At 61.9% G+C, this 12644-nt stretch carries 19 protein-coding genes, 1 tRNA gene and 1 pseudogene; 10 read left to right on the top strand and 11 right to left on the bottom strand.

The features are described 5' to 3' along the window. Positions 1-54: 54 nt before the first annotated feature. The 3 genes from BAMB_RS06170 to BAMB_RS06160 all read right to left on the bottom strand — a co-directional run bounded on the left by BAMB_RS06170 (position 55) and on the right by BAMB_RS06160 (position 1691). The gene (locus BAMB_RS06170) at positions 55-672 is read right to left on the bottom strand and encodes a hypothetical protein (RefSeq protein ID WP_011656540.1); all 618 of its coding nucleotides are present in this window, start codon (positions 670-672) and stop codon (positions 55-57) included. Between the two features lie 29 nt (positions 673-701). Next, on the bottom strand, positions 702-1019 hold the full coding sequence (locus BAMB_RS06165) for a RebB family R body protein (RefSeq protein ID WP_011656539.1): 318 nt from the start codon (positions 1017-1019) through the stop codon (positions 702-704). Positions 1020-1133: 114 nt separating this feature from the next. Beyond that, on the bottom strand, positions 1134-1691 hold the full coding sequence (locus tag BAMB_RS06160; RefSeq protein WP_011656538.1) for an RNA polymerase sigma factor: 558 nt from the start codon (positions 1689-1691) through the stop codon (positions 1134-1136). A 251-nt stretch (positions 1692-1942) separates the two neighbouring features. On the opposite strand from BAMB_RS06160, the gene BAMB_RS06155 reads away from it, so the two are divergent. Next, complete coding sequence (locus tag BAMB_RS06155) at positions 1943-2770, top strand: Crp/Fnr family transcriptional regulator (protein ID WP_011656537.1); 828 nt, start codon at positions 1943-1945, stop codon at positions 2768-2770. 78 nt (positions 2771-2848) lie between these two features. Here the strand turns inward: BAMB_RS06155 and BAMB_RS06150 are convergent, their stop codons facing one another. The 4 genes from BAMB_RS06150 to BAMB_RS06135 form a co-directional block, all read right to left on the bottom strand. Continuing rightward, positions 2849-3172 carry a RebB family R body protein gene (locus tag BAMB_RS06150; RefSeq protein ID WP_011656536.1) on the bottom strand — a complete coding sequence of 108 codons (324 nt, stop codon included), beginning with the start codon at positions 3170-3172 and terminating at the stop codon, positions 2849-2851. Positions 3173-3370: 198 nt separating this feature from the next. Continuing rightward, positions 3371-3739: a RebB family R body protein gene (locus BAMB_RS06145; protein ID WP_011656535.1), complete on the bottom strand. Its 369-nt coding sequence runs from the start codon at positions 3737-3739 to the stop codon at positions 3371-3373. Between the two features lie 199 nt (positions 3740-3938). After that, positions 3939-4271 carry a RebB family R body protein gene (locus tag BAMB_RS06140; RefSeq protein ID WP_011656534.1) on the bottom strand — a complete coding sequence of 111 codons (333 nt, stop codon included), beginning with the start codon at positions 4269-4271 and terminating at the stop codon, positions 3939-3941. Positions 4272-4355: 84 nt separating this feature from the next. Further along, positions 4356-4994, bottom strand: coding sequence for a hypothetical protein (locus BAMB_RS06135; protein WP_011656533.1), 639 nt, complete (start codon positions 4992-4994; stop codon positions 4356-4358). A 479-nt stretch (positions 4995-5473) separates the two neighbouring features. Between BAMB_RS06135 and BAMB_RS06130 the strand changes: the two genes are divergently transcribed. The 8 genes from BAMB_RS06130 to BAMB_RS35190 all read left to right on the top strand — a co-directional run bounded on the left by BAMB_RS06130 (position 5474) and on the right by BAMB_RS35190 (position 9345). Then, complete coding sequence (locus BAMB_RS06130; protein ID WP_011656532.1) at positions 5474-5722, top strand: hypothetical protein; 249 nt, start codon at positions 5474-5476, stop codon at positions 5720-5722. A gap of 32 nt (positions 5723-5754) precedes the next feature. Continuing rightward, positions 5755-5940 (top strand): hypothetical protein, encoded by a 186-nt coding sequence (locus BAMB_RS06125; protein WP_050812308.1) that lies wholly within the window; start codon positions 5755-5757, stop codon positions 5938-5940. A 474-nt stretch (positions 5941-6414) separates the two neighbouring features. Next, entirely contained in the window at positions 6415-6990 is a 576-nt protein-coding gene (locus BAMB_RS35820) for a hypothetical protein (RefSeq protein ID WP_175655932.1), read from the top strand. 71 nt (positions 6991-7061) lie between these two features. Continuing rightward, a complete protein-coding gene (locus tag BAMB_RS35200) occupies positions 7062-7232 on the top strand; it encodes a hypothetical protein (RefSeq protein ID WP_158380520.1) in 171 nt (56 codons plus the stop codon). A 72-nt stretch (positions 7233-7304) separates the two neighbouring features. Then, on the top strand, positions 7305-7583 hold the full coding sequence (locus BAMB_RS35195) for a hypothetical protein (RefSeq protein ID WP_127456358.1): 279 nt from the start codon (positions 7305-7307) through the stop codon (positions 7581-7583). Positions 7584-7701: 118 nt separating this feature from the next. Further along, the gene (locus tag BAMB_RS33480) at positions 7702-7842 is read left to right on the top strand and encodes a superinfection immunity protein (RefSeq protein WP_082089576.1); all 141 of its coding nucleotides are present in this window, start codon (positions 7702-7704) and stop codon (positions 7840-7842) included. Between the two features lie 37 nt (positions 7843-7879). Further along, the gene (locus BAMB_RS06120) at positions 7880-8653 is read left to right on the top strand and encodes an exonuclease domain-containing protein (protein ID WP_158380521.1); all 774 of its coding nucleotides are present in this window, start codon (positions 7880-7882) and stop codon (positions 8651-8653) included. Positions 8654-8685: 32 nt separating this feature from the next. Then, positions 8686-9345: a hypothetical protein gene (locus BAMB_RS35190; protein WP_162487079.1), complete on the top strand. Its 660-nt coding sequence runs from the start codon at positions 8686-8688 to the stop codon at positions 9343-9345. A gap of 45 nt (positions 9346-9390) precedes the next feature. On the opposite strand, the pseudogene BAMB_RS33475 reads toward BAMB_RS35190, so the two are convergent. The 4 genes and pseudogenes from BAMB_RS33475 to BAMB_RS35815 form a co-directional block, all read right to left on the bottom strand. Further along, positions 9391-9764: pseudogene (locus tag BAMB_RS33475) on the bottom strand (transposase); the annotation flags it as partial. Positions 9765-10097: 333 nt separating this feature from the next. Then, positions 10098-10174 (bottom strand) — tRNA-Arg (locus tag BAMB_RS06115). Between the two features lie 176 nt (positions 10175-10350). After that, on the bottom strand, positions 10351-11181 hold the full coding sequence (locus BAMB_RS06110) for an undecaprenyl-diphosphate phosphatase (protein WP_011656527.1): 831 nt from the start codon (positions 11179-11181) through the stop codon (positions 10351-10353). 222 nt (positions 11182-11403) lie between these two features. Beyond that, complete coding sequence (locus BAMB_RS35815; RefSeq protein ID WP_006750334.1) at positions 11404-11511, bottom strand: hypothetical protein; 108 nt, start codon at positions 11509-11511, stop codon at positions 11404-11406. Between the two features lie 158 nt (positions 11512-11669). On the opposite strand from BAMB_RS35815, the gene BAMB_RS06105 reads away from it, so the two are divergent. Continuing rightward, positions 11670-12581, top strand: coding sequence for an aldose epimerase family protein (locus tag BAMB_RS06105; RefSeq protein WP_041491141.1), 912 nt, complete (start codon positions 11670-11672; stop codon positions 12579-12581). Positions 12582-12644: the final 63 nt, after the last annotated feature.

Genomic DNA, 12644 nt, shown 5'->3' with positions numbered 1-12644 from the left:
CTCCGCTCACTCCCGAGGATCGGCAGGTTGGAAGTCCGCCGCCACCGGCTCGCACTACGCACCCTTCTTGTCCAACAGCGCCTGATACTTCTGCAGACTCTCGTCGATCTTGTCGAGCGCGACGCTCGCAGCCTCCCCTTCGATCGCTTCCGCGGCGCCCGCGACGAGCGCCGCGGTCGCGACGAACAGGTCCGTCAACAGCAGGCCCATCGCATCCATCGCCATCCCGGACACGTTCTCGTCGATGGTCTTCTGCGCGAGATCCTTCATCAGCACGCTCTTGCCCGCGATCGCCAGCGACGTCGACGCCTCGAAGTAGTTGGCCGCCGCCTGCGCAACCATGCCGCCCGCCTGCGTGATCAACATGTTCGGACCGACCGCGATCTGCGTCGTCGCGTAGGACGCCGCTTCCGCGTTGATCGCCTGCACGGTCTGCAGCGCGGAGCCGCCGGCTCCGGCCCCGCCCGCGATCTCGTTCGGCGCCTTCAGCGCATCGGTGAACCTGCGCAGCCGGTTGACCGGCCACGCGCGCGCGCCGACCTTCGACGCCGCGGCGACCGGCGCGACATCGGCTGGCGTCGCGGCGTCGGCTTCGGCTGCGGCGTCGTCGACGTCGCCCGATGTCTGTGGCGCGTCGTCGCCGCGCCCGCCCAAAAGGCCTTTCATATTCATGGTTCAGGTATCCCGAGAGTCTGCACGTGCTAATGCGTGGTACCCGTGTGCGGCCCGCTCGTCGCGCCGTGCGGCGCGCCACCCGATGCGGCGCCCGATGCGCCCGCCGACGCCCCCTTCGGCGACGCTTCGACGGACAGGATCATCGCCACCGCTTTCGACACGACGGCATTCGAAATCTGGTTGAGCGCCGCCTGCTGCTGCGTCATGTTCTGTGCGGAGATGCCGACGGCCTGGCTGAACATCTGGTAAAGCGTGCCCAGCGCCTGGGCCGGGGATCCGGCCACGACGTTGACATTGGTCTGCGTCAGCGCGTCGGTAACCTGCTCATTGACTTTGTCTGCCACGAGGCCTCCTCGAATCTCGGCTCCGGCATGCGGTTGAAGGAACGGGCGGGCCGGCAGGCCATCGACACCGCGTATGTCGTTAGGAACGCTGCGTCCCCGCATTCGTGAACGTGCTCAAGCGAGGCCGTCGCGCAATTTCTTGCGCAGCAGCTCGACGCGCTTTCTGGCAAGCGGCTCGTTGATGCCGAGCGTCGCCGCGATATGCGGATACGGCATGTCCTCCTCGAACTTCAGCGTGAACAGCATCTGCTGCTGCTGCGGGAGCATCGACAGCGCCTGGTCGAGACGCAGCAGTTGCTGTCGGTGCACCAATTGCTGCTCCATCGACGGTGCGTGGCCCGCCAGCTCGGCGACGTGATCGTCGTCCCAGCTCGAGTCGTATTCGAGCATGCCGTTTTCGCGCTGACGCTGGCGCGCGCCAGAGAGGAACGCGTGGTTTAGCGCCAGAAAGAGAAAGCCGGCCAGGTTCCGAACACGCTCGGGCGAACGCTGCAGGTAAATGTGAACCTTGAGTGCGGTATCCGAAAGCAGTTCGTCGGCACGGTAAATGTCCCCCTTGCACAAGAGGCGCGCGCGCCGCCGCAATTTCCCCTGCATTTCACGCCACGTACGATCGAGCTGCTGCGCCTGTGACGCGGCCGGCGGGGCAGCGTGCGGGTTCGAGGTTGTCATTCCGTGCCTCCGTTTTTATGGAAAACACAGAATCGATTTGATGCCGAGAGCGGCGCTGTTACCCGCGTTACACCGTTATTGAGATAATCGTTTTGGTCAATTTTCTTGATTATTGTGAACGGAAATTTTTAACCCACGGGCGTCGCCCGTTCCGCCGTATCAGGCACTCCGCCGGGCGTAAATAACGGCATTGCGATGAAAAAAGAACGACTGGCGTCGCGACGCGTTCGCGCGCCGGCACGCCGCTATCGATGTCGGTCGCCCGAACGTCATTGCCGCCAAAGTGCCGTCGCGTCCGGACTGCTCGTCGATTATTTCGGTATCTTCATTATTTTTTCACGCAGTACCAGAAGCAGCGTTTTCCGCTAGGTGGCCGCATCGTCAAACAACCTCGCACGGAAAACATGCCTGCCCTTGCTAACGCTCGAACGCTGCGCAATATACGGATACTCACCGATCTTCCGGAAAGCCTGCTCGCCCACGTCGAGCGGCATCTCATGCCGTGGCCCGAACACGGCAACCGAATGTTGTTCTTCAAGGGCGACCCGGAAGAATTCGTCGCCTTCGTACACCGCGGCCGCGTCTACAAGACACTGCACGAACCCGGCGGACGCGAAATCATTCTCGGCCATTCGGTGCCGGGCGAACTCATCGGTGAAAGCACCCTCCTTCGCGCGCACCGGCGCAGCTTCACCGCCCAGTTGAGTCACGACTGCCGCATTTCGCTGCTGCATCGCCAGCACTTCGCGCCGCTGCGGGCCAACGCCGATTTCATGGAGCGCATCTACGAGCAGCTGTGCCTGCACATCCACGAGTTGAGCGACTTCGCCGAATCGGCGTGCCTGTACCGGCTCGAAGCAAGGCTCGCGCGCCATCTGCTGAATCGCATGCAAGGGAACGACGTCGAAGTGGCACTGCCGGAGAATCAGAGCATCCTGGCCGCGATGCTCAACGTCAGCCGTCCGCGACTGAACGGCACGCTGCAGAAGATGCAGCGCGACGGCCTGATCCGGCTGCACGAACACGGTGTGACGATCGAGAAACCGGAGCGGCTCCGGTATATCGCCGACGCCAATTGATGCCGCGGCGCGCACGTCGTCGTGCGGTGCCGCGGCGTGAGGAGGTTGCGCGCACGAATATGCGGCGCGCGGTGAAGATCAGCTGCGCCAGTGACCGATGGCGTTCATCAACTGCGCGACGGCGGCCAGTTGCGACACGAAGCTGTCGTTCGACGATCGTGCCGCGGCAGCCGCCGCCACCGGCGAGCCGGCATAGAGCTGCATGATGCCGACGGTCGTCGCGGCGAGGTTGGACGCCGCCTGGTTCGCCTGCATCTGCACCGCGTTGTGAAGCAGGACCGCGGACGCGTGGCTGTTCGACTGCATGAGCGTGCCCAAGGCCACGGCGGGCGCTTCGCCCACCACCTTGACGTTGGCTTGCGTGACTGCATCGGCAATCGCGGCGGAGGCCTGTTCCGGCATGTCGTTACTCCTGTGGTTGCTCGCCGCAGCGGCGCGGTCGACGCGGTCACGGCGAAAGCATGAGTGGGTCGGTTGGCGAAGCGCGCCGCGCGGCCGTCGATGCGGCGCGGGCGGCGGCCTTCGCGGATGTCGGCACGACGTCGGGTGCCTGGCGGCGGCCACCGCGGCTGCCGCCAGGCGTCAACGCCGGGTTGCGCGTCAGGCGAGCGCCTTGCCGATCGCGAGCACGTCAGCCAGCACGGAAAGCACGCCGCTCGAGCCGATTTCCGTTGCGGCGGCGCCCGCGCTCGCCGGCCCGAGCGTGTAGAGCTGCATCGTCCCCACGTTCGTCGACGTCGGCAGTTGCACCGCGGCCTGCGACTGCTGCTGCACGGCGTTTTCGAACAGCACGCTGAGCGAATGGCTCTGGGCCTGGTACAGCGAGCCCGTCGCCATCGCGGGCGCTTCGCCCACGACCTTGACGTTGGTCTGCGTGACCGCATCGGTGATCGCGGCATTGACCGCGCAGGTCTTGCAGTCGCAGGCGTCGGTCGGGTCGCCAATGATCGGATCGTTTTCGTTTCCCATCGAGTTTCTCCTGGTTTGCGATCGGGCGCCGCATCGAATCGGCTCTGCCCGTTCTGTCAGTTCTGTCAGTTGCTCCGGAACACCACACGGCACCGCTGTGCTGGTGGCGGCCGCCGTGCTGCGGATCCGCGGCGCGGCGGCGGCATTGGTGATTCGTACCGCTTGCGCCGCCGCTCAACCACGGTGTTGCGACGGCGCCTTAACGTGCCACCGCCTTGCCGATCGCGATCACGTCGGCCAGCAGCGAGATGATCCCGTTCGAGCCGATTTCCGTGGCGGCCGCGCCCGCGCTTTCCGGCCCGATCGTGTAGAGCTGCATCGTCCCCACGTTCGTCGACGTCTGCGACTGGATCGCGGCCTGCGATTGCTGTTGCACCGCGTTCTCGAACAGGATGCTCAGCGAATGACTTTGGGCCTGGTACAGCGAGCCCATCGCCATTGCCGGCGCTTCGGCGACCACCTTGACGTTGACCTGTGTGACCGCATCCGTAATCGCGGGATTGACCTGGCACACTTGACACTTTTCAGCCATTTGTTGCTCCTTGGTTCACGTAGTTGAGAAGGCGCACATCGGGGCTGGCCGTTTTTTGCGTTGAGCCGCATGACCCGTGTGCTACTACATGGACGCTGGGCCGGGGGTGTCGTGAACGACCGCGGTGGCGGCGGCATCCGGTGCGGTTGATTCGGGCGATTCGGGCGTGGTGGCGCCGATACTTTGGAGGCGGTCGTATATCGCATCGAGCCGGACGGTGAGCAAATCGACGTATTGCCGGAAGCATGCATCGATTTCCTGCCGGATGAGGCCCGTCAGCTGTTCGCCAATCAGCGCCATTGCCTCGCGTGTGCTGTCCTGGATGTCGGCCGCGCCGGATGCCTGAGCGTCGGCCGGCGGCTCGTGCGCGTCGAGTACGCCGGACACCTTCCGCTGTTCCGACGCCAGCATGCCGAGGGTTGTTTCGTTCTGCGCATCGATCGTCTGCAGGATGCCGCGCATCTTCTCGTACGCCTTTTGCTGGTTGAGCTGCAGGAAATGCTTGATCTGCTCGCGCGCCTCCTGCCGGGTTTTCGGCTGTGGCAGCGGTGGGTTCGCGGGGTGCGCCTGCGTGGCGGCCGTGCCGACGGTTGGCGCCGGCTGGTTGGCGTGCCTGCTCGGCAGCCGCTCCAGCAGTGCCTGTTCTTCGCCCGGCTCGAGTGGCCGCCCCAATCGCTTCTCGGCGAACCGTCGCAGCAGCGGGTCAAGTGCTTCGTTGCTCATGGCTCACACCTCCTCGATGTTCGGCCGCTGTGCCGGTGCGTGCGGGGCGGGTTCGAGGTCAGATGGATGCGGCGCAGACACGCGTGCGTCGGAGTGCTGCAACGGATATCGCATGATGTTCTCCCGAGAATGGATGCGCGACGGCCTTGCCGGAAATTCGGCAGGACTGCTGCAGGGACGAACCATGCGAAGGGTCTGTGAAATCGGTTGTCGTTGCGTCGGTGCGTGTTGATAGATGGATTGCGTGATCGCTACGCTCACGATCGTGGACAACTACACGCGGGAATGGTTGACTTCTCGCGTCCACGCGAGCCGACCGACATCGCGAAGAACGAATCATTCAAGGGGCGCTTCCGGGGAAGAATGCCTAGACCGGCGAGCCCACCAGCTGACGAAGGTGGACTCAGCGGGGTACGGTCCGGTGCCAACGATGCATTAGCCAGAAGACAAATCCCGACGCTCGGGTACCGGGGGATGCCATGACAATCAAGACGCGCATCGAGCGACTTGAGGAGGCGCTCGCTGCTCAGTCCGTCGAGACGAACGTTACCTATTGCGTGCTGATCTACGATCCTAGCAACCCGCCGGACTTCGACGCGGTTGCGCGAGAGCGCGACCTGACTCACGTCGTTTGGTTACCGGATAACGGCCGTCGCGACCGTGAAAAAAGGGGGGTGCTATGCGGCGAAAATACACAAACCCTACCCGGTGAGCGAGGCGACGACTGAACTCGTCGTTTTGCCTGCCCTCCCGCGTCAACTTGCACAACCTCGACGCTGTGCGCCGGGAAATGGCGAAAGTCTACCGCGACATGCGGACGAACCGGATCGACAGCCAGGACGGCGCGCGCTTCGTCTTCGCGCTGTCGCAGATCGCGAAGATGTTCGAAATGTGCGATCTCGAACAGCGCATCAGTTCCTTGGAACGGCAAACCAATGTGTTGTGAGTCGGTGCGCGTGACCGCCATGTTGGCCCCGTTTCAATTTTGCAACCGGAAGTGCGGTCGGGACGTCTTCAAGTGAGCCAATGTTCCTGCTTGATGGCGATAGCCGTTCTACAAGTCGAATCTGGTACGAATACGCGAACCCATGATGTCTCGCGATGAAGCGGAAACGCGCAAGAATCTTTCTTGTGCGCATTTAGTACGAGCACGTCCTCACACAATTGAGGGTTTACAGGTGGGGTAAGCACGAAGTAGGTCTAGTTTCAAAGCTGAATCAACACGGTATGGGTGCTCTGCCCGACATCGCTTCCCCATTCTCTAACCGATCTCGGCTGCGCGTCAGGGAGAGGTGGCATATCTGATGCATGCTCGATTCACGCGCGTTCTGCGCTAAATAGAAATCGGGGAATAAACAACAAGCGCGTTGGCGGCGACCATCGGCTGGTACACGGCGCGCAATGCGAATCGGGGAAAACGATGAAAACGATATGGGTAGTAACGGGACTGTTGTCCCTGAGCGGTTGTGCCTCGATCATCGACGGCTCGACGCAGGTGGTGTCCGTCGAGACGCGAAGCGCGGCGGAAGCGGTGACCAGCGCGAGCTGCAAGCTTACGAACGATAAGGGTACGTGGTTCGTCACGACGCCTGGTTCAGTTTCTCTGCATCGATCGATGGGGGACCTAAACATCAAGTGTGACAAGGAAGGGCGCGAGCCGGGTATCTCTACCGTGGCTTCATCAGCGCGCGGCATGGTCGCCGGCAACCTTCTGTTCGGCGGCATCGTCGGCACGGCAATCGATATGGGTACGGGAGCCGCTTACGACTATCCGACGCTGATTACCGTCAGCATGGGTGCGGCGAAAATGAGTGCGGCTCCTGCGGCTGCGAGCGGGGCACCTTCAATGATCCCAACGTCTTCTCCGGCACCGTCCCCTGTCGGCACTGCCGCAGCAACTCCCGTTGCTGGTCCAACCGAAGCGCGAAACTTCGCCCTCCTCCCGTCGTGCTCGACGATCACAACCGGGCCGCGAGTTAATTGCACGATCCCCTGACTACCGCGAGAAGGTGCGACGCGCGCCAGCAAAGGGCGGCGATGCCGCCCATTCACCAACAGGAAAACACCATGAAGGTTCATCAGCATCACGCCGCAAGCATCATCGCGACGAGCGCGCCGATTGTCGACGCACATCTCCAAACGGTCGCGGTTACGCAACAGGACACGCAACCGAAACGCATCAATGACGATAACACCGGAGTTCAAACAGTGCTTGTCATGCTACAGCGGGCGCGCTGACGTGCAGTTCGCATACACGATCGCGTCCGACGGCGCGCTACTGGCCCGCGAGCGCAGTGTGCACGATGGTAAGTGGATGTCGTTCGAATCGAGCCTGCATTATGCCGAGTTCATCAACCTTCGCGCGCCGCCCGACGTGCTCGCCGAGTCCGGCAGTCGGTCTGGACCGATGATCGCAAATGGGTCACATGTGCGCAACTCATCGCGTGGCACGCCGCCGCCATCGAGGCCCTTGAGTCGTACCGGGCGCGCTTTCCCGGCAAGACAGAGAACATTCAAATGCGCAAGCGCGAGGTCGCCATGCTTGAGGGCGCGCTCGACGAATACGATCAGAAAGGCAGCACGCAGTGACGACTGTGCTGGCCCGCGTCGCCGCGATTCCGATGCCCGAGCAGGTTCGCGTGCTGCGTGATTAACATGTTTAAGCACCGGCTAGAGACGGGGCGCTGCCAGCGGCGTCATTTTTGTCATGTATTTCGTCGCGCCGTCGATTGTCGCCTGCAAGGCCGATCACTCCGACTATCGCGCGATCCCGACGACGAACTTTCTTGTCGGGTGGGCGGTCATCGGCTGGATCTACGCGATGATCTGTGCGCAGAAACGGACGTGATCATGCGCGAATGCGAAAGGCGCTTGAGGACTTGCACATGAAAGTAGCGATCATCGATACCGAAACAACTGGGGTTGCGGCGCACGACGAGCCGATCAGTATAGGAATCCTGCTTGTTGAAATCGAACCAGGTTCAGGCGTTCTCGTTCAGGAAATTGGCCGATACCACGGCTTGCGCGAGCCATGTGTGCCGATCCATCCGAAGGCTCAGGCGGTACACGGCATGACTGCCGCCGATCTTTCTGGAAAGGTGCTTGACCTCGCCTGGATCACGTCACTGATCAACGAGGCAGATGTGCTGATCGCGCACAATGCTCAGTTCGACGCAAGGATGCTGGCGGTCGTCTGCGACGCTGGATCAGCAAAGTCGTGGCGCTGTTCACTCCAGCAGTTTCCGTGGCCCGCTGCCGTCGGCAGGAAGAAGCTCGATTCGGTCTGCGAGTTCTATGGCGTGGTCAAGCAGCTCCGTCATGACGCGCTTGGCGATTGCCAAGCCTTGCTTGCGGTACTTCTAATCCACACAGGGAAAACCACGCGAAGCCGAACGTATCTCGCGCTGCTCCTGGCAAAGGCGCCTGTCGTGTTAGACGCCGCGCCGCAAGCCGCCATGGGCCGATCTCCAGCATACCAGCAACCGCCCGCGTATCGTATGCTTGAACCGCGTCAGCCGGTCAGGTCCGCGTGGGACCAAGACCCGGTCGAATACAAGCGGCCACAACGGCGGCGGCAGTCTCTGTCTGTGGCCGAGATCATGGTGTGGGCTGTTGTCTTGTTGATCGCTATGTTTGTCGGCCTTGCTGCTCATGGGTGAAGCCTTCGTCTCTTAGCTGAGGAGCGATCGCCATGCAAAGAAATTCATGCATATCTGTAATTGCGGGTGTTGTATGTGCTCTTTTCTCATTCGGCGCATGCGCGTATAGCACCAACTTTCAACCGCGTATCGAAGGCGATAGCAATCGTGAATCAGACAGACCTGAACTTAATAGTGCGCCTCATCACCTATTGGTTCTCCGAGGGGAAAAGGATCCATCCATTGAAGTTTGGCTTGGCGTACAATTCGCGACAACGAACGAACAATGCCAATCACGGTCTCAATTCCAATCTCAGATAAACGCCCCATTCCGCGACCAGTCTGTCGAAAGCCTTGTTCGCGTACCATCTGGGCAGACCAATTACTCCGTACAATTTCTTTTAGATCAATACCTGCCCGGTCGATGCGGGTGGCGACCGGTGGGAATTGTGCATACGGAATTCGTTCCTGATTCGAACACGGGGTCGATTGCGCTGAGCGGTGTAACGACCATTCGAGATGATGGTGTCAGTGAATTGGCCATCGAGTGGATTTGTCAACAAAAATCGTATTCACTAAAAGGCTCGGGGCCATTGCCGTTGCATCTGAGTTGCATGTCGCATAACAAAATTGGAAAACCTGATCCTCCTATTTCTACTGACGGCGCAGTGATCGATATGAATTTTCAATTGGCGCCCGGGGTGGGACACTGAAAGCGCGCTCATGAAGAAATGAATTTTCTCTATGACGCCCGACACCCGATCTGTCGGGATAGGGCCGGTTTCTTGGCCCCCCGGGGGCTGGAGACACTGGCTCCATCGAGACTTGCCCGTTCCCAATCGATCTGATCATGCTCGCGCAGCCGACGAAGCATCGCCAGATGCAGCCGCTCCCATACGCCGGCGTCCTGCCAGTCTCGTAGACGTCGCCAGCACGTCATACCGCTGCCGAAGCCCAACTCCTGGGGGAGGTCTTCCCAAGGAATACCGGTCTGCAGTACATTCAGGATGCCGTTCAGCGCTGCTCGATCATCGACCGTGTGCCGCCGCCCGCCCTTGGGAGATGGCGTGAACGCCGAAATCAACGGTTCCAGCACCACCCACAACTCGTTACTGATTTTGCGTCTCGCCATGCCGCGACGATATGACGTTCGCAGCCTCATGTTCAGGTTGTGTTAGCGACTCTTAATCAAGCAGCTCCCCTTGGATTGTGGAGAACCGGGACTGTACACAAAGGCCCCATCAATTTAGCAAGGCCTCGTCGTATCTAGGTCGATGCGGCGTCGCTAGATTCTGTATCGAGACGCGATCCTGGAATCCACCGAGTGCGGCGCGCGTGCATTCCAAAACTTGTGTGCGGCATGGTCCTCGCCCCGAATTGATGAAATCAGGTTACATAGCGGTTACATGGAACTCCAGTACGGAGACGTGCGTCGAGGAAGGCAACCGCAGAAGCTTGATCAGACTGGCCCGCCCTACACGATTCGAACGTGTGACCTACGGCTTAGAAGGCCGTTGCTCTATCCAACTGAGCTAAGGGCGGTCGAGGGAAAAGACACGGCCACAAAAACCCGGACCGCATTTAACGCACGAAGCTTCGAGCCCACCCCCAACAACCACGAACTCAAAGCCCCGAAACGAAACGGGCCCGGCATGAAGCCGAGCCCGAAATTATACCCGATCATCGCGTCATATCACGCGCGACCGGCGCCGCAACCGTCAAACCGGCTGCGGATGCAGCATGAACCAGCCGAGGAAGAACACGCCGGCGATCACGCAATACACGCCGAACGAAGCCAGCCGCCCGCGCCCTTCGAAATAGCGCATCAGAAACCGCACGCTCAGATAAGCGGCAATCGCCGTCAGCACGCCGCCGAGCAGCGCGTCCATGAGCTGGTCGCGCGCATGAAAGAGCTTCGGCAACTCGAGCACGCCCGCGGCAAAAATGATCGGCGTGCCGAGCAGGAATGAAAACTCCGCCGCCTTCTCCGCCGTCAGCCCGGCTACATTGCCGGCGATCATCGTCAGGCCGCTGCGCGAAAATCCCGGAATCAGCGCGCCGATCTGCGCGAGGCCGACGAAGAACGCCTGCTTGAACGTCATCTTCTCCGGCGCCTGGTGCGCACGGCTGCGCTGAATGCGGTCGCCGACCCACAGCAGCACGCCGTTGATGATCAGCGCGACCGCAACGATCCGCAGATCGTGAAACACGCGCTCGAGGCGCTTCTCGAGCAGCAGGCCGACGATCCCGGTCGGGATCGTGCCGATGATCAGCGCCCACATCAGGTGCCCGTCGTCGTTCTTGCGGCCGCCGAGCTGCGCGAAGAAGCCGCTGATCAGCGCGATCCAGCGCGCACGGAAATACCACAGCAGCGCGAGCGCGGTGCCGAGGTGCAGCGCGACGAGGAACGGCAGCAACTGCGGCGCATGCTTGTCGATGTGCATGCCGAACAACGCCGGCACGAGCAGCGTGTGGCCGAGACTGCTGACGGGGAAGAGTTCGGTAACGCCCTGCAGGACGCTCAGGAATACCAGAAACCAGAGACTCACGCGTCGGTCCTTTTAGTGATGAGCAATCGGGTGAACAAGCGGACGACGCAGCGCGCGTCCGAAAAAAACGCGCCCCGATTATGCCCAGCCAGGATTACCGCGCCAAGGCATTTGGCAGGTTATTGCGGCAATGCACACAAACGCTTGCAATTTGTAAGCGTTCGGAAAGCAAAAAGCCCGCCATTTGCATGGCGGGCCTTTCGATTCCGGCAGAAATTGCCGTCAGCGGCCGAGCTGGTAGAAAAACAATACCGTGCTGCCGGTGAACATGCCGAACAGTGCGATTCCCATTGCCATTGCCAGATCCATGGCCGCTCCTCGAAGTGTCATGACCCGGCAACCTCACCGGTTTAGAGGCATTATCCCGACAGCTGACAATCTGAAAAACTCGCGATTTCCCCGAGAAGGGTTTTCCCCGACCGCGTCGCGGCCCGATAATGGAGCGCGCCATCGCGCACCCCCGCCCACCCCGTTCATACCGATTCGCCATGCCGATCTTCCAGCAGCACGACATTCACGAACTTCACGCCGGCCCGTCGCTCGTTCGGGTCGCCCCGCAATTCGGCGGCCGCCTGCTGTCGTGGCACGTCGACGGCGAGCCGATCATCTTCTGGCCGGAAACGGCCGACTGGAGCAACCTCGCGCGCGTGCGCGGCGGCAATCCGCTGCTGTTCCCGTTCCTCGGCCGCCACCGCGTCGACGGCGAACTGGGCCGCTGGCGCGATGCCGCCGGCGTGGTCCGCGACCTGCCGATGCACGGTTTCGCACGTGACCTGCCGTTCGCGGCACAACCGTCGGCCGACGGCGCCGCACTCACGATGACGCTGGAAGGCAACGAAGCACTGCACGCGAGCTACCCGTTCGATTTCCGCTTCGAAACGACCTACCGGCTCGCCGACGCGCACACGCTGGAGGTCGCGCTCACCACGACCAACCGCGGCGACACGCCGCTGCCCTACTACGCGGGCCACCATTTCTATTTCGCGCTGCCGCACGGCGAGCGCGCGCAAACCACGCTCGAGCTGCCGCCCACGCACCGCTGCGCGCAGAACGCCGACGGCTCCATCAGCGCGCCCCAACGCGGGGAAGCGCGTTACACGCTCGACGATCCGGACATCCTCGACCGCTTCCACTGCCTCGACGGCGCGCCGTCCACGCCGGTGCGCATCGTGATGCCGGGCCGCCGCCGCACGATCGAGATCGCGCTCGACGTACCGGGCTCGATCCCGTGGTACGCAGTCACGACCTGGACCGAAAAGCCGGAATCGGACTTCTACTGCGTCGAGCCATGGCTCGGGCTGCCGGACGCGATCCACAACGGTCTCGGGCTACGCATGCTTGCGCCGGGTGCGACCGAAACGGCCACGCTGCGCATCCGCGTGGTGCCGCTCGCGGGCTGATGCCGTCACGCGCCGAAATGGCGCGCGAGGGTGCGAAACTGCGGCGCTCGGGTCGAACCCGTT

This window comes from Burkholderia ambifaria AMMD (assembly GCF_000203915.1).
GTDB classification, from domain to species: domain Bacteria; phylum Pseudomonadota; class Gammaproteobacteria; order Burkholderiales; family Burkholderiaceae; genus Burkholderia; species Burkholderia ambifaria.
Note: the sequence above shows the minus strand (reverse complement) of the source record. Positions and strands in the feature narration are given on the sequence as shown.